A 19,549-nucleotide genomic window follows, 5' to 3' on the forward strand; every position below is an offset into this window, starting at 1 on the left:
ATTAGCAAGGGTCAATCAACATGTATTAATCAGCCAGATTTAGTGATAACCTGAACAAATGGTCAGTTTTTTACTCTCGACAGAAAGTGGTGAATCAGCGATATTAAGGGTAAACTAGTGCGTTATTCTGAAAAAATATAAACTGGCCGGTCCGGGCACCCACTCCCCTCTAGGGCAGTTGCCGCTAAACCAGCGTGATATTAATTACCTATAAACGACAGTAAAAACGATGCAACAACCTTTAATTATTGCTATTTCCGGCGCGTCGGGCTCCGGGAAGTCACTATTCACCGAAAATCTGATCAATGCATTTTCAGAGCAGGGGCGTCCTGTGCAAATTTTGCGTGAAGATCACTATTACCGCGCGCAAGACCACCTGGCCATGGGTGATCGGGAAAAGAACAATTACGACCACCCCAATGCGTTTGAGCATGAATTGTTAAAGGCACACCTGCGGGCACTGCGCAACGGCGAGCCAATTGATTACCCGCATTATTGCTTTAAAACCCATACACGCTTGCCACAAACTGAGCGTTTACAGCCCGCGCCAGTGATCATTCTGGAAGGCATCATGTTACTGGCCCGTGCCGAGTTACTGCCGCTATACGATGTGAAAATATTCATAGATACACCGCTCGATATCTGCCTGATGCGTCGTATGATGCGCGATATTAAAGAGCGTGGAAGAAGCATTGAATCGGTTGCCAAGCAATACGAGGCAACGGTAAAACCCATGTATCATCAATTTATAGAACCCAGCCGCTTTACGGCTGATGTTGTTGTTACCCAGGGTGGTAAAAATCAAATCGCACTGGATGTGATTAAATCGCACATTCAGCAAGCTCTTTTGTAAGGGAATACACATGATCAGTTTATTGGGCGTCGCCCTGTTGTTAGCCATTGCTTTTGCGTTTTCCAGCAACCGTCGCTCAATAAATTGGCGCACCGTTGGTGGCGCGTTTGCCATTCAGGCCTTAATTGGTGCGTTTATTCTGTATTTTGAACCAGGCATTCAGTTACTGCTGAAAACCACTGTATTCGTGCAAAATATCATCGATTACAGCCAGGACGGTATCAATTTCGTGTTTGGCCCGATTGGCGACAAATCGCTGGGCTTTATCTTTGCGTTCAATGTGCTGCCGGTCATTATCTTCTTTTCATCGTTAATTGCGGTGTTGTACCACCTGAAGATCATGAGCTGGGTCATTCGTATTATTGGTGGTGCTTTACAGAAAGCGCTTAATACCAGTCGTCCGGAATCCATGTCAGCAGCAGCCAACATCTTTGTGGGTCAAACAGAAGCCCCGCTAGTAGTGCGTCCTTTCATTCCAACCATGACACGTTCAGAGCTGTTTGCCATCATGGTGGGCGGTCTTGCATCAATTGCCGGTTCGGTAATGGCAGGCTATGCCGGGATGGGTGTGGAACTTAAGTACCTGTTAGCGGCCAGCTTTATGGCTGCGCCCGGTGGCTTGCTGATGGCAAAAATAATGCAGCCGGAAACCGATACCCCCAACAACGAGCTAACCGAGTCCCAGGAGCAGGAAAACCATTACGCTAACGTATTCGATGCAGCGGCAAGTGGTGCGGCCTCTGGCTTACAACTAGCGTTAAACGTGGGTGCCATGCTACTGGCTTTCGTAGCACTGATTGCGATGTTAAACGGTATTATTGGCTGGGTTGGCGAACTCGCCGGAGTGGAATCACTTACTATTCAGCAAATCCTTGGATTTATACTGCAACCACTGGCCTGGACGCTGGGTGTGCCTTGGGCTGAAGCACAAGCCGCTGGCAGTTTTATTGGCCAAAAACTGGTGGTGAACGAGTTTATTGCTTATCTGGATTTCATTGACGCCAAAGAAACCTTGTCACCGTTGAGTCAGGCCATTATTACCTTTGCGTTGTGCGGTTTTGCCAATTTGTCGTCTATTGCAATCCTGATGGGCGGAATTGGTGCGATGGCGCCAACCCGTCGCAAGGAAATCGCGCAACTTGGATTAAAAGCGGTGTTCGCTGCCACGCTATCTAATCTGATGAGTGCTGCACTGGCCGGGTTTTACCTTTCGCTGTAAAAGGCCGTACGCTTGATTTGTATCAACGGGAGGGCGTTGCCGCCTTCCCCAGCCGATTTATAATCGGCCGTTAAAAATAGATAGATAGGAAGACAGAATGAATTTAGTTGCCGTTGATTACCAGGCGGATAACGCTGCGGAGTTGTTTGCTAAATCGTTGCACGAAACTGGATTTGGTGTACTGAAGAATCACCCCATCCAGCAGCAGGTTGTAACCGACATCTACAAAACCTGGCAAACGTTTTTCGACAACGACGCCAAGTTTAATTACACCTACAACAAAGGCACTCAGGACGGTTATTTCCCGCAGTCTGTGTCGGAAGTTGCCAAGGGTTTCACTAAAAAAGATATCAAAGAGTATTTCCACTATTATCCGTGGGGTATTTGCCCGCCGGATCTCAAAGCCCAACTGGCCGATTACTACGAAAAGGCGACTAGTTTAGCGTCGGAGTTACTGAGTTGGGTTGAAGCAAACGCACCTGAAGAGGTAAAAGCAAACTTTAGTCAGCCATTGCCAGATATGATTAAAGACAGCAGCCAGACACTGTTACGCGTATTGCATTACCCCCCATTGAAGGGCGAAGAAGAGCCGGATGCCATTCGTGCTGCCGCGCACGGCGACATTAACCTGCTAACTGTGTTACCCGCAGCCAATGAACCTGGCTTACAGGTGCAACGCAAAGATGGTTCCTGGATGGATGTGCCCTGCGACTTCGGCACGCTGATCGTGAATATTGGTGACATGTTGCAGGAAGCCAGTGGCGGATATTATCCGTCAACTATCCACCGTGTAATTAATCCTGAGGGAGCCGATATGTCGCGCTCTCGAATTTCGTTACCACTGTTCCTTCACCCTCGTCCTGATGTAGTGCTCTCTGAACGTTACACCGCAGACGCTTATCTTAAGGAGCGTTTGCGCGAACTGGGCGTAGTGTAATACCCAGAACTTTCGGCAGGCTGGCCAACCGCGTCAGCCTGCATACTCTCTGCACATAAGGCATCCAGGCCTTTAGCATACTGCCACGACGCCTCCACCATTGTTGAATAAAAAGCAACGTTAATTCGCGAAGCCGTGTCTTTTGGTGTGTGATAGTAATTGTGTCTGCCAACCCCCAAAAACAAAAACGGTATGTCTTGCTCAGCAAATATTGCGTGGTCACTGACTTTTGTGCGATCAGTAGCCACCGGATAGCGACCTACCCGCAGTGCCGAATCAGTGCTGTTCATCCGCACCCCTGTGGCGATCTCAATGTCGTTAGCCAATCCGGCAAATTGCGGATGGCTGCTCACACCGCTCACCAATAGTTCGTAACGCCCACCTGGTTGAGACAACATATCCAGATTTAAATTGCCAAACACCTTCTCTTTATTAATGATGTTAGCACCTACAAACGCTTTAGCACCCAACAAGCCGTGCTCTTCGGCGTCAGATGCCAGAAAAATCCAATTGCATTGCATCGGCTGCCTTTTCGTTCGCAGGGCTATTTCAAGCATTGCCGCTACCCCACTGGCGTTATCATCAGCGCCATTAAATACACGCCGCCCTTTTCTGCCAAGATGGTCATAATGCGCAGTTACAACTATATACGGCGCATCCCGACCTGCATTCTCCCCCACAACGTTGATCCCATTTACCGGCCTGTCTTTTCTGTCGGGTAATGTAAAGGGTTGTGTATAGCCTGATAATGCGCTCAGTGGGGATATATTCAGGGTCTCATATCGGTCAATAATAAATTCCCGGCTTCGTCTTGCGCCTTCGGAGCCAGTTAACCTGCCTTCCAGTTCATCCGATGCAAGATAATGTACATCCTGAACCCAACGCGGTTGCTCGTCGGCACGAACCAGGCTGCAACTTATCCACATCAATAGCCACAACACAGACGACCAACTTAACTTCATTCAAAATCTCCTAGAGTCTTGTTATGTACTGATGTCAACGCAGCCAGTTTGGAGGTGTAACGGTTGATGTCCTGTTCATGACTGGCGTTGTTGATTGCACGTTCCAGGTACACTTTGGCGTCGCTGAGTTTGCCCACACTGAATGCTGACTTACCCAACGCCGACAGCACCAGATGGTTTTTACGGTCGAGTCGGTAAGCGCGCCGGTAATGTGCATGAGCAATGGCATAAAGACCGCTGTCGTAAGCTTCGTCGCCACGAATTAAATGAAAATACGGATTGCTTTCGCGCTGAGAGATTACTTGTGCTTCAAGTGCACTGGCCAGTAAATCCCGACCGGTGAACCGATACAGTACGGCCAGATTTTCCTTTGCAGTGAGATCGGTTGCATCCAGCGAGACAGCACGTAAATAGGCCTGTTCAGCCGCGTCATAGTGTTCGCTAAGGCGATAAAGCACGCCCAGGTTTACCCACCCTTCACGCATGGAAGGATCCAGTTCCAGTCCTTTGGCCATATAGGCAAAGGCATAGTCCAACTCTCCTGAAATTAAGCCGATTGCCGCCTTGTTGTTGTAAAACATCGCCAAGACGCTGGTTAACGGTACTTCAGTGGCTGGAAACTGTTGTGATTCAATACGCTCGTCAAAATCCACCACTCTGCTGGCAATCACTTTGCCGTTGAAAACCTGCTTCAACGTAACGTTGATATGTCCATTGAGGACGCTATACCCTTCTTTGCGCGACCAGTACTCAGGGATTTCCACGGTACTGAGTGTGGCTTCAAACCCTGCATGAGTGGCCAGGGCGTAAGTCATCAGCGTTAGCGATAAACAATTGGCCTCGCGCAGGCGAAACGTTTCTGAGACCGAATAATTGGCGTCACTGTGATAACTTAAACCTTGTTGCTGATGATGAAATACAGCGTCAATAAACCGATCAAGTGCAAGCGAATCATCGGCTATACCAGCGGCGCTAAGGGCAGTGACAAAACGCTCGGCGTCTGGCGAAAGCGTGAGAATCTGCGAAGTGGATTCCACATCAACTGATCTGGCATCAGGGAAATACTGCCAGTACACCGGATGCGTAACTGAAGTAGTGGTGTCTGGAGTGACACGGCATCCTTGTAGTCCGGCCATGAGTAAGATGAACACCAGAAAAAGAGACCTGCTCATACCTGTCTCCCAGTTATAAAGGTTCTGTTATTTTAGCTCAATTTACAAAAAATTAACATTTTAAGAACATTTTATATCGTTGCTTTTCGATCTGGATCTCTTATGCTGATATTGATTGCAAAATAATCAATCACCTGTACTCAGCGGCATAAGGAAAGGACAACATGAAACGGGTTGTGTTTAACCAAAAAGGCGGGGTTGGAAAATCCACTATCAGCACAAATCTCGCCGCAGAAAGCGCGCGCCGTGGCTTTAAAACGCTGTTAGTTGATTTAGATGCCCAGGGCAATGCAACGCATTATGCAGGCGTAGACATAAAGGACGGCACGCTTACTGTTGCAGATATGTTTAAGCAAATTGTTGGCTGGTTCAGCAAACCTCAACCGCCAACCGCGTTTGTACAACCCACCGCATTTGAAAACCTCTACGTACTGCCCGCCGATCCGGCTCTGGCTACCATTGAGCGGGAGCTGGAGTCGCGTTATAAAATGTTTAAATTGCGGGAGACATTGGATGCGCTAAGTAAAGAGTTTGATCGCATCTATATCGACACGCCGCCCAATTTTAACTTTTATTCGAAAGCCGCACTAATAGCCGCCGATGCCTTTTTAGTGCCGTTTGATTGCGACCATTTTTCCGCACAGGCGATTGAACGCTTGCTGGAGAACGTGATGGAAATAAAGGAAGACCACAATCAGGAATTAGCGTTTGCGGGTGTCATTATCAATCAGTACAACCCACAGGCTAAACTGCCTTCAGCGTTAATAGGTGAACTGGAAGAAAAAGGTTTACCCCTGTTCGCAACACGATTGAGCAGTTCAGTTAAAGTGAAGGAGTCGCATTCGGCGCGAGCACCACTGCCCTTTTATATGCCCAGCCACAAAATAACCAAACAGCTTGTGGCACTTTACGACGAAATTGAGGGCGTGTAACAGATTATCCTGCCTGCCACAGATCCCAAACCAGTGTTAGCCCAAGGCCAACAAATATCAGCCCGACTAATTGCTCCTGTCTCACTGCAATGGTTGGGCTGCGCGCCATCCATTTACCCAGTTGATGCGATAGCTGTACAACGATCAAATCGCAACATAGCGCAATAGCACTGAACATAAGCCCAAGCACCAGTAAGTCATTTACCAGCACGTCGCCCGTGGCCTTAGTAAACTGAGGCAAAAAAGCAATAAAAAACAATGCGGTTTTAGGATTACTGAGCTCCACCAGCAAACTCCGCTTAACAATTTGCGATGTGGTGGCTTGTACTGGTTTTCTTAAATGCGGTGCTTTGGCAAATCGCAGCGCACTTACACCCAAATAAATAAGGTACCCCGCGCCGAGCACTTTTATAAGAACAAACAGTACCGGTACGTAAAGTATGAGTGCGGCCAAACCAAACGCAGTGCTAATCGCGTAACTGGACGAACCAACCGCCATACCCAGTGCCGCAGCTGTACCACCCTGCTTACCAGAACCAAGTGTACAGGCCAGGATGTACAAATTAGAGGGTCCGGGTGACAAACTGATCATCAGCGTTGCCAGGATAAAGGTGGTGACGATTTCAAAAGTTAAGGTGATCACTATTAGCTCTTAAGTTGTTTTTGCGGGATACACAACCACGAATTTAGATTTTTCAGGATGCAATAGTGTATAGTCATCCCCTGTTTTGTCTCAAGCCAAACCGGAAAACTACCGCTGTATGTGTACGCGCCATGTCCGGCCTGGTGAAGCTAAGGATCATTCCATGTTTACTCTGTTTCAGTATCTGCATTGCCCTTATTGTGTGCGAGCCGATATGGTTGCTAACTATTCCGGTTTGCCTCATAAAAAAGTACTGCTATTAAACGACGACGAAGCAACCTGCATTAATTTGGTGGGTGTGAAGATGGTGCCTATTCTGCAAACCAGTGATGGCAGTGCAATGGGTGAGAGTCTGGATATTGTCGCCAAAATTCTTACCCTGGCACCTGAAGACAAGCAACTGTTGCCGGCTGGTTATGCAAGCACTGTAACTGAACACATTACTAAATACAGCAGTGCAATCAGCCGATTACTGTACCCTCGCAATCTGATGATTGCACAGCCGGAATTTGAAACTCAATCGGCCCGTGATTATTTTCAGCGTAAAAAAGAAGCCATGCTGGGTTGCAGTTTTAATGAGGCCTTTGCTAATTCTGAAACTTACCTTTCTCAGGTAAATGCTATGCTGGCTGAACTACCCGCATTAACGCCGCCCTCGGCTCGCGGTAACCAGCTGAGTTGGGATGATGTTTATATTTTCCCATCCCTGCGAAACCTAACTATGGTAAAAGGATTAAGCTGGCCTGCGGCAGTGAAGGATTATGTTGACGAGATTGCAAAGCTAACAAATATTCACTTATACAGCGATCAGGCCGTTTAACGTCTTAAAAAGGGTATTTTCACTCAACTTAGCGTTAAATACCCTTACAATCAATCTGTTACGCGCTATTGGTTTCACTGCTTTTCAGGTTTGGCCGTCTCTACCTGCTGTTGAGCCTGCTGTCTGGTCTGCTGGTACTCTTCGAAACTCATTTCGTAGCGCTTAAAGCAAGCTTCCTGATCCTGTGGCAATTCCTGTAAGCAGGCATGTTGACGGTTTTGCATCATCCCCTGGTACAGTTGCTTATTTGTGCATCCGGCCAGTCCTGCAATTGCGATCACCAAAGCGACTCTTTGTTTGTTCATGGTACTTTTTCCTTGTTAGCACAGTAAATTAGCGAAAGCGGTTACTTTGACTATACTTTAGTCCGTAAGACACAAACGTTAGGCAGAAGTTCGACCTATTCATTTTAAACGGAGAGATCATGTTCTGGTTGAAACGATTAACGATCATTCAAATGACACTACTTGCCACTGGTTTGCTAGGCGTATTTTGCGCCGCGCTTACCGTGTCGGTGCTAGTTGACGATGTGGAAAAACTGGAACATGCGAACACAGAACAGCGATTAGTTCTGCTGGTAGATGCGGTAGAGAAAATCGCTCACCAACACGCGGTAGAGCGAGGTTTAACTGCTGGTTTTTTAGGGTCAAAATCGGATGCCGCAAAAGCCAAAGTGATTGAACAGCGCCTGGTTGCAGATTACGCGGTTGCGACATTGCAGCAACTGGCCAATGAAGACTGGCCGGCAGAATTGGAGATTAAACGCAAGCTCAACGGCTTATTTACGGTACTGAAGGATAAATCAGCGGTAAGACGTGAAGTTGATAGTCTCAACGGCAAGCGTGCGTTTGGCTACTACAGTTTTGTGAATAAAGTAGCGCTCGATAGTGCCAACCAACTGCTATTGGGAGTGAGTAACCGGGATGTATCGGCCACTATTTCTAACGCATTAAAACTAGCCTGGTTAAAGGAGCGCCTCGGCCAGTTGCGCGGAAAGGTAAACGGTGTACTGGCTCAACGAGCAATCAACAGCCAGATTCTGCTGGAACTTGAAATTTATAATGAAAATATTGAATACCTGAGCAGCTCATTAGAAGACGCATTGGATGATAACAGCCTTGCTGAATTTAAACGCTTAAATCAGTCAACTGTAATGCAATCTATGCGCGAGGTATATCAACAATTACAACGTGAAAATGTCGACTTTAGCCAGTTACCCGCGGCTAGCGAGTGGTTTTCAACCGCCACCACTCAAATTGGTCAGGTAAAAAGTCTGCTGGACGAAACCTGGCGAAATGCACAAGCGCTATCCCAACGTCATGCTGACGCTACCCGCTTTCAGCTTATATTGGTCGGAGTCGTTGCGCTGGTAGCGTTATTCATTGCGGCTTTTATCATTGTGACCTTATTGCAGACACTTAGGAGTCAATTATCCCGCTTGACGCGCAATTTGCACAATGTTGCCAGGGAAGGCGATTTAACCATCGACGTATCCTTACCTTCAGACAATGAACTGGGCAGTATTGCAACCGCAATGAACCAAACCTTGCAAGCTATTCGCGACCTGATAACCGGTCTGGCTCAGTCTGTACAGGCCAGTACCCGGCTTGGCGACCAAGTAGCACATTCTGCCAAGACAATTAACGAGGAATCAGAGAATACACAGCAGCGAGCAGTTAGCATTGCCGCAGCAATTGAACAAATGACGGAAACCAGTAAAGAAATTGCCCGTTCAGCCATTGAGACACTTGAAGCCAGCAGACACCTTGACTCATTGGCCATTGAATCCATGAATGCAAATCAGTCTATACAACTGTCTATATCCGCACTTACCGCACAAATGGCAGACATGGAATCAGTAGCCAAGAATATGGGAGAGCAACTATCTGAAATCAGTAGTATTCTGGACACCATTAATTCCTTATCCGATCAAACTAACCTGCTTGCATTGAACGCCGCGATAGAAGCCGCACGAGCAGGAGAACACGGCCGCGGGTTTGCGGTGGTAGCCGATGAGGTTCGCCAGTTGGCCAACGCTAGCCGCAACTCGTCAGACAAAATATCGTCGTTATTGGATTCGTTACAACAAGTAAGCCTGAATGTTATCAACGGGATTTCGAAAAGTGCTGACGGAGCCAGAGCGTCACTAACCCTAACCAATCAGGGTGAAGAAACCGCTGCCAAGGTAAAAGCCAGCGCAACTCAGCTGGAAACTCAGGCAAATTCCATGTCAGCTGCTGCCGAAGAACAATCAATGACATCTGAGCAAATTGCTGCTGACGTTGTGAGTGTTCAGGATGCAGCCACCGAAGAAGTAAGGGTTGCAGAGATACTGAACAAGGTAACCTCGGATCTACAAGCCAATAACGCGATTCTTACCAAAACGATGGGGAACTTCCGGTATGAGTAGCGTATAGGCGCCAGGTAGTAAGGAATCGGTTAGCAGTCGTCGGTAACTAACGTAATGGTGCAGTTGGGCGAACCAAATGAATCGTAAATAATGTAGCAACCTTGATTAACCGGTGTGCCGCTGCTCGGCACGGTGTAACCAATCAGGGTATATTGATTATCTACCCTCGTAGCGATATCAGCACTTAAGCTATTTTGCATAAAGTCGAGCATTTGCATCTGCGTTCCAAGTTCAGCCTGGCTTTCGGGGCATAGATTTCGATAATCCACCTCTGCGGTACCAAATCCAAAATCAACCACATACGCCACCTGTCCGGCATTGGGATTAGTGCTTACCGCGCGCAAACCAACAACGCGTGCTTTAGCCTGCACCAGGGAAACGGTTGATTTCATCTGGCTGGCAATGGATTTAAGTGAAGCAACCTTCGCATCAGAACTGAAGTCGAGAAACCGTGGCGATGCCACCACCGCCAGAACACCTAAAATAACAATGACAATTATTAGCTCGATTAACGTAAATCCATTGTATCCTGTACGATTCTTCATCTAAACAACCCTGCCAGTAATAGTTAACATCCCTTTTATGCGTACAGGAAAAAATCACATGATCGCACACCAATATCCTACCACGATATTGCAGTACGCTAATTAGCCATTAGTTGAAATAGCAGCAACAGCACCCAAACGGGGAAGTCCGGTCACTCAATAAGACCTGGCAAAAATGAAGCGAGATCCGAGTGAGCAAACAATTTTGCTCACGCTCGCGAAACGGCTCGAGCTCTGCGAGAGACTGGGATAGTCCTCTGACTCACGTTATCTGCAAGGGTATTCTTTACAAAGGGATTTTTTTACTACTTAGAAAGGATGGTGCCCAGGAGAGGACTTGAACCTCCACGGCCGTAAGGCCACTAGCACCTGAAGCTAGCGTGTCTACCAATTCCACCACCTGGGCATCTTGCGCTAAGCTCTCGTTCAGCGCGGGCGTGAAGATACGCGGTATCCAAAATATTGTCAATCATTTATTTTCGACTTTTCCTAAATTTCTGCATCCCACTGCCTGGGTGTGGGTAAAATCCAGCAGAGACAGGGTGCCTTTGGGGTCCAGCTGGTAATATTGTGCAAACCATAGCTGTAATGTTGCCATCGCATCATCAAGCGCGTTGTGCGCTGGCGCTAAGGGTAAATTGTGGCGCTGACGGCACACGGTTAACGTTGCACTGTTGGGCGGCAGCACTTCGTGTTGCTTTTGTAACTGATACACCGCCAGTTTCAAGGTATCCAGTGTAATCACATTACTCACAGAAATATTGTTCGCCGCCATTACCCTGTCCAGCACTGCCATATCCAGTCCAGCGTTATGCAGCACCCACACATGCGTTTGCGCGTACCGGCTAAGTTTAACCAACGCCTCTTTCACATGTGCACCCTGGGCAATGGTGTCGGCGGTCAGGCCGTGGATAACCGGACTCTGCTCCAAGTCACCCGTTGCGCGTATCACATTATAATAGCAGGACGAGACCTCTATACTCCCCGCCTTGCCTTCAACCCAGCCCACTGAGGTGATTTTTGACCTTTTAGGATCAAGGGAAGTAAGTTCCAAATCCACAGCCAACAAGGGAACATCCCGAAGCATAAGGTGTTTTCTGTCATCGGGCAGCAGCACACCTCCGTTCATCCAGCGCTGAATTCTTCCCCACCACGATGGCGATGTTGTAGTTGCACCGCTCACGACATCCCTCCGGAGAATTTCATTACAGCCGCTTGCTGCGCGCGTTCTATCGCCTTAAAAGCAGCTTTAAGCTGATGTTTTTCTATGGAAGACAGATCGGTAACCGATACCAGATTGTCAGTGACTTTATTTTGTAACTGGTGACGCCAGCGCAAACGGGTTAAAAACAACCAGATATCACGCAGATTATTGGCATCTCGAGACGACAGCCCGGAACCGGCTGGTAAACTTGCCAGTCTGGCCTGCGTAGACGGCATGGTCAGGCCATTATCCAGCGCGTAGAGTCGCACCAAATTATTGATAATCGCAATAGCCTTAACTTTTAAATCGATAGCGTCCTTTACGGTGTGCCCTTTTTCGTACACAAATTTCTGGAACATCGATAGCGGCACAGAATCTGCGTTGGCCTGACGCGCCAGTGCCGCCAAAAACATCTTCTGCTTTAACAAGGGTGCCCTGGCTAACTGCATTTTGCGAAATAAGTCAGCATCACCGGCCGCAGCTCGCGCATCCAGAAAAATATTAAAGTACATAATGGCTTTATTGGTAGGCTGCTTAACCCATTGCTGGGCTTCGGCAATGGCGTCGTCCAGTGACAACCGCAATGCCGGATTACTTGCCATTATGTTACCCGGGCACAATTTAATCCCGCACTTACCCAATCCATTACACACGTATTCAGCCATACCGGCAAAATATTCGGCCTCCTGTTCATTGGGTTTGCGTGCCAGCAACAAACCATTGTCCTGATCCGATCCCATGGTCTGATCTTCCCTGGCCTGGGAACCATAGACAATCCAGGTATAGGCCATTGGCGCAGAGCCATGTTGCTGCTGATAAAAATTAATCAGTTTACGGGTCATCATGTCAGTCGCCTGCGCGAGTACTTTCCCCGCAATATCGTAGTCGCCCAGTCGCTTGGCGTGCGTAGCCAGATAATGTGGCAATTGCCACGACTGTCGCGTGAGTTCATACAGGTTTTGTGCTTTCGACAACTCACCAATAATAAATAACACGTTACCTTTTTGATGCCGGATAATATCGGATGCCGTAATCATCCCCATTGGTTGTCGTGTTACCCTGTCAATCACCGGTAAGTGATGAATATTGCGCTCACTCATCAGCGCCATAGCATCAAACATGGTGCGATTCTGCGTAATCATTGCAGGTTTGTCGGTCATAATGGCAGATACAGGTAAACCTGTATCAAGCGCCGTTGCCACCACCCGGTTGCGCAGATCGCGGTCAGTTACAATACCCGCCAGCTTTTCATTCTCGGTGATCAGTAGCGACGATACATTGTTTTCGCTCATCAACGCTGCTGCCTGCTGCACAGAAAGGCCAATATCTGCGATCACCGGCTGGCGTTCAATCACCTCACTGAGCGACTTGTAAAGCCACATTGAATTTGAATCTTGTACTGCCTGATTTTGCAGGGCATCGGTTTTGGTGCCTTCGAAAAAATTAGCCACTTCGGGCAGCAATAACAGCGACTTAAACGTCTCTGCCTCAAAACAGTACACCAGCCCGGGGCTATCGATATTCACACTGGAGGGATACGCCACACCATCAATAATACTGTGGAAGCCAAAGTAATCACCTTCGCTAAGATGCCGTTCAGGACCGTCTGAATCTTTTACCGAAAACTGACCGCTTTGGATAAGAAACAACCGCCCGGTATTTTCTTTCAGCAACTGCGTTTGATTTTCTGCCGCCAGATAGATCAACCTGGCGTGCTTGGCGAGATCCTGCAATACATCATCAGCCAGTCCATCAAACGGCGCGGATGTTTTTAGAAAATCCAAAACCTGCTGGGGTGTAGCGCTCATGGTTGCCTCCGGGCTAAACAGAAAAAGGTGACATCACTTCGTATGATAGCGCCTTTCATCTGCGGGCTTGCTGCCCTGGATCAAAAGCGTGTCAGCTGTTTACACAAAGGCTCTGATCTATGTAAAAGCCTTTGTGTAAATATTGGCGGGAAAAGCCATTTCTTAAGCGTAAAAAGGCCCATCCGAAGATGAGCCTTTACTTGAACGTTAATTAAGATTAGTGAGCTGACGCTTCACCGGCACCTTTAGGGAAGCGGATGCTTTCCACCAGGTCCTGAATTTCCTGAGGTGCTTCGTCAGTCATTTTGTATACGCCATAGGCAACTGCGAAGTTAACCATCATACCCAGTGTACCAATACCTTCTGGTGACACGCCTAACCACCAATTAGCAGGTACGTTAGCCGCAGGGTTGATAAACTTGAAGTAGATGATGTAGGCAGCGGTGAACGCGATACCTGCAATCATGCCTGCAACAGCTCCTTTATCATTCATGCGCTTGCTGAAGATACCCATAATAATTGCCGGGAAGAAGCTGGATGCCGCGAGGCCGAAGGCGAAGGCGACCACCTGCGCAACGAATCCGGGCGGATTAATCCCAAAGTATCCGGCAATAACAATGGCTACCCCTGCTGCCAGACGCGCATAGAATAGCTCGGCTTTATCGGTAATATTTGGCGCAAAGTTCCGTTTCAACAAGTCGTGCGATACTGAGGTCGAAATTACCAGCAACAGACCCGCCGATGTAGACAGTGCCGCAGCCACACCACCAGCAGCCACCAGAGCGATTACCCAAGCAGGTAGGTTCGCAATCTCAGGGTTAGCCAGTACCATAATGTCACGGTCAATGTTTACTTCGTTTTTGCTTGCAGGATCATTGATGTTACCCGCAGCGTAGAACATTTTTCCGTCACCATTCTTGTCTTTGAATGTAATCAGGCCAGTGCGTTCCCAGTTTGTGATCCAAGCTGGTGCGTCAGCATATGGCGTACCCTGCATATCCTTGCCATTGATTGTTTCAATCATGTTTACACGACCAAACGCCGCCAGTGCCGGAGCAGTAGTGTAAAGGATTGCGATGAATACCAGTGCCCAACCGGCACTCTTACGCGCGTCACGTACTTTCGGTACAGTGAAGAAGCGAACGATTACGTGTGGCAGACCCGCAGTACCTACCATCAGTGCAAAGGTAATAAAGAATACGTCGATAGTGCTCTTAGTACCGGATGTATATTCAGAGAAACCAAGTTCAACAGAGAGATTGTTGAGTTTATCAAGCATGTAGACACCCGACCCATCGGCCAGTGTGGCACCAAATGCGGTCTGTGGCAGAATGTGACCTGTTACCATCATAGAGATGAATACCACAGGTACGATATAAGCAAAAATCAGTACGCAGTATTGTGCAACCTGAGTATAGGTAATGCCTTTCATACCACCTAAAACGGTGTAGAAGAACACAATTGCCATACCAATCACCACGCCTGTGGTGATGTCTACTTCCAGGAAGCGACTGAATACCACGCCCACACCACGCATCTGACCAGCAACGTAGGTAAAACAAACGAAGATGGCACAGAATACTGCTACGGTACGTGCAGTTTGTGAGTAGTAGCGATCACCAATGAAATCCGGTACAGTAAATTTACCGAACTTACGTAAGTAAGGTGCAAGACACAATGCCAGCAGTACATAACCACCGGTCCAGCCCATCAGGTACACCGCGCCGTCGTAACCCATAAAGGAAATCAGACCGGCCATGGAAATAAACGATGCGGCTGACATCCAGTCTGCTGCGGTTGCCATACCGTTAAGGACAGGTGGCACACCACCGCCGGCAACATAAAATTCGTTGGTTGAGCCAGCGCGGGCCCAAATCGCAATGGCGATGTAGAGGGCAAACGAGGCGCCAACGATGATAAAAGTTAATAATTGTACATCCATTGGATTACTCCTCGTCTACGCCGTATTTTTTGTCTAACGCGTTCATTTTGGCCATATACACAAAAATGAGTACAACAAACACGTATATTGCACCTTGCTGTGCGAACCAGAATCCCAGCTTAAAGCCGAAGAACTGGATATTGTTCAGCACATCTACAAAAAGGATGCCAGCGCCAAAAGACACGACAAACCAGATTACTAACAATTTGGCGAGAAGGGAGAGGTTCTCCTTCCAATACGCCGTTTTGTCGTCATCACTCTTAAATGCCATCTTTCCGTCCTCGTAAATAGGTTAATTCGATGTATTTTTTTTACATTTTCCTAACGACAAGCTTCTCAGGCGACTTTAGCGTTTTAGACTTCTGTTTAGAATCGCCAAAATCGCCTAAAAACCGCATAATTAGGAGCTTCGGATATACTCTAGACGCGCAATATCAATCTAGGAATGAGACCATGGTCGTAGGTCAGGTATCAGAGGGTTGCGTATAATGTCATCAATATTGTTAAAAACCTGTTAGGACAAGGCATGACGTTCGGTTGGGTTACACTGGCACTTTTGTATTTATTTTTGTTATTTAACATTGCCAGTTGGGGCGATAAAAACTCCCCGACCGCAAGGTGGATAACGTCTCACCCGGTGATCTATTCGTTAGCGCTGGCCATCTATTGTACGGCGTGGACATTCTTCGGTGCCGTCGGGCAAGCGTCCAGGGACACGTGGATATATCTGCCCATATTACTGGGGCCAGTGCTGGTCTATATTTTGGGATATCGTTTCATATATAAACTTACTTTGGTAAGTAAGAAGCAGCACATCAACACCATTGCCGACTTTATTGCTTCGCGCTACGGAAAACGACAAGCAGTAGCACTCCTCGTTACTATCATCGCACTACTCGCCACCATTCCCTATATCGCTCTGCAGCTAAAAGCGATTGGCGCAACATTCAAACTGCTTACCAATCAACCTAACAGCCAGTTTATTATTGTTATTTCAACCGCGTTTATAGCGTTGTTTGCGATTTACTTTGGTACCAAACAGACCGATGTAACCGAGTATCGCCGCGGACTAATCCTGGCTATTTCGTTTGAATCCACCATTAAACTGCTGGCGTTAGTGTTGGTGGCGTATGTGGGATATCAGGCCTGGTACAACCTGGAAAGCACGCCCATTCTGGCGAATTTTGTTACCGAGCAGGCCCTGTCGCAGTTCGGATCGTTTACTTTCTTTGCTCAAACCATCATGGCGGCTGCCGCCATTATCTGTTTACCACGCCAGTTTCATGTTGCCATTGTAGATAACCTTAGCCTGAACCACTTAAAAACCGCCCGCTGGCTGTTTCCGGTTTATCTTTTGATAACCGCTGCAGTGATTCCTATTATTGCCATGGCCGGACAAGCGGTATTCAGCGGACAGGATGTCGAACCCGATACCTATGTGTTATCACTCGCCATGCACTCTGAGTCCCTGCTATTGCAAATCATTGTGTTTGTGGGTGGTTTGTCGGCCGCTACAGCAATGATTATCGTTGCCACCCTGACACTTAGTACCATGTTAACCAACGACGTAGTATTACCGCGCCTGCTGGCGGTTAAACAACATTCAGCAACCTATGGTGATTACGGCAAGCGCATTCGGTTAATTCGTCGAATAATCATTGGCATTATTTTGCTACTGGCATTTTTCTACCACCAGCAAATGACCGGCAGTCGCTCGCTCCACTCCATTGGTTTGATCGCGTTTTCGCTGGTGATCCAGCTGTTGCCTGCGGTAATTGGCGGACTCTACTGGAAACGCGGGCATGCGCATGGCGTATATGCCGGACTCATGGTGGGCCTGATCACCTGGGTACTGTGGCTGGTATTGCCTATAGTTAACAGCACCATGTCGGAATACGCGCAAAGCGAACTGCTGAGCCAGGGCGCAATTATAAGTTTGATCACTAATTTAATTGCCTATGTGCTGTTTTCCTGGTTTGCCCCCGCCCGACTCATCGACCGCATTCAGGCGGAAGCATTTGTATCGCCCGCGGATGTGCGCAATACACCGGTAAAAAGCCATAGTATTAACGTAACCATTGCCGATTTGATTACCCTGCTGTCCACTTTTATGGGCTCCGGGCGCTGTCAGCAATTGGTGAATGAGTATCAGCAGTTGCACCACTGTACGGTTGAACGCACCGAGCCGCCTGATGAAGCCTTTATGGCGTTCTGTGAACGGGCCCTCGGCGGTGTTATTGGCGCCTCCAGTGCCAAGGCTTTAATCGATTCGGTTCTGCGAGGTAAAAAGCTCGACTTTACTGAAGTGATTAACTTTTTCGACGACACTACACAGGCCATGCAGTTCAATATGACTGCACTGCTTACGTCGCTGGAGAACATGGATCAAGGGATCAGTGTAATAGACAAGCACCTGAATCTGGTTGCCTGGAATAAACAGTACGCCGCATTGTATACCTATCCGGAAGAATTACTGGTCGTGGGCACCCCCATTGAAAAACTGATGCGTTATAACGCCCAGCAAGGCGAGTTCGGACGCGACGACATTGAAGCCGAAGTAGAGAAACGCCTGGAGCATTTGAAATCGGGCACACCGCATCGCTTTACCCGTCAACGCAGTGACGGCCGGGTAATTGAAATGGTGGGTAATCCGCTACCAGGCGGCGGCTTTGTAACCAGCTTTAATGACATCACTGGTCACGTTGAGATTCAACAGGCTCTGGAAGAGTCTAACATTGACCTTGAACACCGCATTAAAAAGCGCACGGAAGAGGTTCACTCGATTAACGCCGAACTGCGCCTGGAGATTGAGCGGCGGCGCGACATCGAAAAAGAGCTGATCCGTGCCCGAAAAGCCGCCGAAGATGCAAACGCCAGCAAAACCCGCTTTCTGGCACTGGCCAGTCACGATGTATTGCAGCCGTTAAATGCTGCAAAACTGTATGTCTCTGCGTTACAGGAGGCGCCTCTACCTGAATCCGTTGTCAGTATTGTCAATAAACTGAGTCATTCGGTTACCTCGAGTGAAGCGCTGATAGCCACTCTGCTGGATATTTCACGTCTTGATCAGGGTGAATTAAAACCCAATCCGGAACCCGTTGATATTCGCGCGTTATGTGGCCCCATCGTAGATGAAACCGCGATGCGAGCCAAAGAGAAAGGTCTCGAACTCAGAACCCGGATCCCCGAATGCTGGGTGTATGCCGACAAAACCTTTTTGTATCGAATATTGCAAAACTTGCTATCAAATGCCGTTAAATACACCGAAAAAGGCAAAGTTTTGTTATCGGCAAGAAAACGCAATGGCAAAATATTGCTGCAGGTACGTGATACGGGCATTGGTATATCCGTGGAGCAACAGGCGCTCATTTTCAGCGATTTCTATCGCACTAATGAAAGTGCAGAACACGGTATAGGCCTGGGACTGGGTGTGGTACGCCGACTGAGCCATCAAATGCAATGCAAAATTCACGTCGACTCCGAGGTAGGCCGTGGCAGCTGTTTCTCACTGAGTTTTCCTATTGCTCAGCCTCAGGCAAACCAGCCGCAAACTCAGGGCAGTCCAACGGCATCCTTTGGCAGTTTGCGGGTATTATGCGTGGATGACCAACAGGAAAACCTGGATGCCATGCAGACCCTGTTGGAGCGCTGGGGGATCAGTGTGGTACTTGCCGATAACTGGGACGACGCCATTAAACAAGCCGATATTTTCTCACCGCAAATATTGCTGATGGATTATCAGTTAGGCCACGGTGTAAATGGGCTGGATCTCATTGATGCCATCCGGCAACATCTGGATGTCGTCTTGCCCGCCTCGCTCATTACCGCCACCCACGACGAAGACGTGGTTCAACGCTGTAAAGAGCAGGGAGTAAACTACCTGAGCAAACCGCTGAAGCCCGCCAAATTGAGGGCGTTATTAAAAAGTATGACGCGACACATCAAGGCTGCACGCTAACGTATTGGCGTGCAGATTTGTTGATTTGAACATTAACTTAATCAATTGAAATAGTAGTTGTTATTTCGGCGTTTTGCGTTAGCTTTATCTTAAAGAGCATCCGAGCGATTTGGGTAATACCCTATAAAAATCCCTCACCGTCAC

The 19,549-nt window shown here is 48.0% G+C and carries 16 protein-coding genes, 1 tRNA gene and 1 pseudogene; 8 read left to right on the top strand and 10 right to left on the bottom strand.

Annotation, left to right across the window (positions count from 1 at the left end):
- Positions 1-229: 229 nt before the first annotated feature.
- The 3 genes from udk (at position 230) to FJ444_RS15045 (ending at position 3,009) form a co-directional block, all read left to right on the top strand.
- The gene (gene udk / locus FJ444_RS15035) at positions 230-853 is read left to right on the top strand and encodes a uridine kinase (RefSeq protein WP_140959541.1); all 624 of its coding nucleotides are present in this window, start codon (positions 230-232) and stop codon (positions 851-853) included.
- Positions 854-863: 10 nt separating this feature from the next.
- Positions 864-2,072 carry a NupC/NupG family nucleoside CNT transporter gene (locus FJ444_RS15040; RefSeq protein WP_140959543.1) on the top strand — a complete coding sequence of 403 codons (1,209 nt, stop codon included), beginning with the start codon at positions 864-866 and terminating at the stop codon, positions 2,070-2,072.
- 97 nt (positions 2,073-2,169) lie between these two features.
- On the top strand, positions 2,170-3,009 hold the full coding sequence (locus FJ444_RS15045; protein ID WP_140959545.1) for an isopenicillin N synthase family oxygenase: 840 nt from the start codon (positions 2,170-2,172) through the stop codon (positions 3,007-3,009).
- Here FJ444_RS15045 and FJ444_RS15050 read toward each other — a convergent pair.
- Together FJ444_RS15050 and FJ444_RS15055 are read right to left on the bottom strand one after the other, a co-directional pair.
- Positions 2,970-3,971, bottom strand: coding sequence for a M28 family peptidase (locus FJ444_RS15050; protein WP_140959547.1), 1,002 nt, complete (start codon positions 3,969-3,971; stop codon positions 2,970-2,972). The two genes, FJ444_RS15045 and FJ444_RS15050, sit on opposite strands and share 40 nt — an antisense overlap.
- Complete coding sequence (locus FJ444_RS15055; protein WP_140959549.1) at positions 3,968-5,143, bottom strand: tetratricopeptide repeat protein; 1,176 nt, start codon at positions 5,141-5,143, stop codon at positions 3,968-3,970. Before FJ444_RS15055 ends, FJ444_RS15050 begins: the two co-directional genes overlap by 4 nt.
- A 164-nt stretch (positions 5,144-5,307) precedes the next feature.
- Between FJ444_RS15055 and FJ444_RS15060 the strand changes: the two genes are divergently transcribed.
- Complete coding sequence (locus tag FJ444_RS15060) at positions 5,308-6,075, top strand: ParA family protein (protein ID WP_140959551.1); 768 nt, start codon at positions 5,308-5,310, stop codon at positions 6,073-6,075.
- A 4-nt stretch (positions 6,076-6,079) separates the two neighbouring features.
- Here FJ444_RS15060 and FJ444_RS15065 read toward each other — a convergent pair whose 3' ends face one another.
- A complete protein-coding gene (locus FJ444_RS15065) occupies positions 6,080-6,718 on the bottom strand; it encodes a LysE family translocator (protein WP_140959553.1) in 639 nt (212 codons plus the stop codon).
- Between the two features lie 163 nt (positions 6,719-6,881).
- Here FJ444_RS15065 and grxB point away from each other — a divergent pair, with 163 nt between their 5' ends.
- Positions 6,882-7,538, top strand: coding sequence for a glutaredoxin 2 (gene grxB / locus FJ444_RS15070; RefSeq protein ID WP_181405187.1), 657 nt, complete (start codon positions 6,882-6,884; stop codon positions 7,536-7,538).
- A 74-nt stretch (positions 7,539-7,612) separates the two neighbouring features.
- Here grxB and FJ444_RS15075 read toward each other — a convergent pair whose 3' ends face one another.
- Positions 7,613-7,843, bottom strand: coding sequence for a hypothetical protein (locus FJ444_RS15075; RefSeq protein ID WP_140959557.1), 231 nt, complete (start codon positions 7,841-7,843; stop codon positions 7,613-7,615).
- Positions 7,844-7,995: 152 nt separating this feature from the next.
- On the opposite strand from FJ444_RS15075, the pseudogene FJ444_RS21805 reads away from it, so the two are divergent.
- Together FJ444_RS21805 and FJ444_RS21810 are read left to right on the top strand one after the other, a co-directional pair.
- Positions 7,996-8,808 (top strand): annotated as a pseudogene (locus FJ444_RS21805) (nitrate- and nitrite sensing domain-containing protein); the annotation flags it as partial.
- A gap of 129 nt (positions 8,809-8,937) precedes the next feature.
- Positions 8,938-9,948 carry a methyl-accepting chemotaxis protein gene (locus FJ444_RS21810; protein ID WP_370298061.1) on the top strand — a complete coding sequence of 337 codons (1,011 nt, stop codon included), beginning with the start codon at positions 8,938-8,940 and terminating at the stop codon, positions 9,946-9,948.
- A gap of 29 nt (positions 9,949-9,977) precedes the next feature.
- Here the strand turns inward: FJ444_RS21810 and FJ444_RS21750 are convergent, their stop codons facing one another.
- The 6 genes from FJ444_RS21750 to FJ444_RS15110 all read right to left on the bottom strand — a co-directional run bounded on the left by FJ444_RS21750 (position 9,978) and on the right by FJ444_RS15110 (position 15,718).
- Positions 9,978-10,493, bottom strand: a complete 516-nt coding sequence (locus FJ444_RS21750) for a prepilin-type N-terminal cleavage/methylation domain-containing protein (protein ID WP_140959561.1) — start codon at positions 10,491-10,493, stop codon at positions 9,978-9,980.
- Between the two features lie 319 nt (positions 10,494-10,812).
- Positions 10,813-10,899, bottom strand: a tRNA-Leu gene (locus FJ444_RS15090).
- 63 nt (positions 10,900-10,962) lie between these two features.
- On the bottom strand, positions 10,963-11,676 hold the full coding sequence (locus FJ444_RS15095) for a 3'-5' exonuclease (RefSeq protein ID WP_255439208.1): 714 nt from the start codon (positions 11,674-11,676) through the stop codon (positions 10,963-10,965).
- Positions 11,673-13,505: a DUF294 nucleotidyltransferase-like domain-containing protein gene (locus FJ444_RS15100; RefSeq protein ID WP_140959563.1), complete on the bottom strand. Its 1,833-nt coding sequence runs from the start codon at positions 13,503-13,505 to the stop codon at positions 11,673-11,675. Before FJ444_RS15100 ends, FJ444_RS15095 begins: the two co-directional genes overlap by 4 nt.
- 217 nt (positions 13,506-13,722) lie before the next feature.
- Positions 13,723-15,447 carry a sodium:solute symporter family protein gene (locus FJ444_RS15105; protein WP_140959565.1) on the bottom strand — a complete coding sequence of 575 codons (1,725 nt, stop codon included), beginning with the start codon at positions 15,445-15,447 and terminating at the stop codon, positions 13,723-13,725.
- Between the two features lie 4 nt (positions 15,448-15,451).
- The gene (locus FJ444_RS15110; RefSeq protein ID WP_140959567.1) at positions 15,452-15,718 is read right to left on the bottom strand and encodes a DUF4212 domain-containing protein; all 267 of its coding nucleotides are present in this window, start codon (positions 15,716-15,718) and stop codon (positions 15,452-15,454) included.
- A 255-nt stretch (positions 15,719-15,973) separates the two neighbouring features.
- Between FJ444_RS15110 and FJ444_RS15115 the strand changes: the two genes are divergently transcribed.
- On the top strand, positions 15,974-19,405 hold the full coding sequence (locus tag FJ444_RS15115; protein WP_140959569.1) for a PAS-domain containing protein: 3,432 nt from the start codon (positions 15,974-15,976) through the stop codon (positions 19,403-19,405).
- Positions 19,406-19,549: the final 144 nt, after the last annotated feature.

Origin of the sequence: Aestuariibacter sp. GS-14 (assembly GCF_006494365.1) — a bacterium.
GTDB lineage: Bacteria > Pseudomonadota > Gammaproteobacteria > Enterobacterales > Alteromonadaceae > Alteromonas > Alteromonas mangrovi.

Bases quoted from the DNA above. Each gene is read 5' to 3' on its own strand.
- udk (WP_140959541.1), top strand. From the start codon at position 230: ATGCAACAACCTTTAATTATTGCTATTTCCGGCGCGTCGGGCTCCGGG.
- FJ444_RS15040 (WP_140959543.1), top strand. From the start codon at position 864: ATGATCAGTTTATTGGGCGTCGCCCTGTTGTTAGCCATTGCTTTTGCG.
- FJ444_RS15045 (WP_140959545.1), top strand. From the start codon at position 2,170: ATGAATTTAGTTGCCGTTGATTACCAGGCGGATAACGCTGCGGAGTTG.
- FJ444_RS15050 (WP_140959547.1), bottom strand. From the start codon at position 3,971: ATGAAGTTAAGTTGGTCGTCTGTGTTGTGGCTATTGATGTGGATAAGT.
- FJ444_RS15055 (WP_140959549.1), bottom strand. From the start codon at position 5,143: ATGAGCAGGTCTCTTTTTCTGGTGTTCATCTTACTCATGGCCGGACTA.
- FJ444_RS15060 (WP_140959551.1), top strand. From the start codon at position 5,308: ATGAAACGGGTTGTGTTTAACCAAAAAGGCGGGGTTGGAAAATCCACT.
- grxB (WP_181405187.1), top strand. From the start codon at position 6,882: ATGTTTACTCTGTTTCAGTATCTGCATTGCCCTTATTGTGTGCGAGCC.
- FJ444_RS15075 (WP_140959557.1), bottom strand. From the start codon at position 7,843: ATGAACAAACAAAGAGTCGCTTTGGTGATCGCAATTGCAGGACTGGCC.
- FJ444_RS21750 (WP_140959561.1), bottom strand. From the start codon at position 10,493: ATGAAGAATCGTACAGGATACAATGGATTTACGTTAATCGAGCTAATA.
- FJ444_RS15100 (WP_140959563.1), bottom strand. From the start codon at position 13,505: ATGAGCGCTACACCCCAGCAGGTTTTGGATTTTCTAAAAACATCCGCG.
- FJ444_RS15105 (WP_140959565.1), bottom strand. From the start codon at position 15,447: ATGGATGTACAATTATTAACTTTTATCATCGTTGGCGCCTCGTTTGCC.
- FJ444_RS15110 (WP_140959567.1), bottom strand. From the start codon at position 15,718: ATGGCATTTAAGAGTGATGACGACAAAACGGCGTATTGGAAGGAGAAC.
- FJ444_RS15115 (WP_140959569.1), top strand. From the start codon at position 15,974: ATGACGTTCGGTTGGGTTACACTGGCACTTTTGTATTTATTTTTGTTA.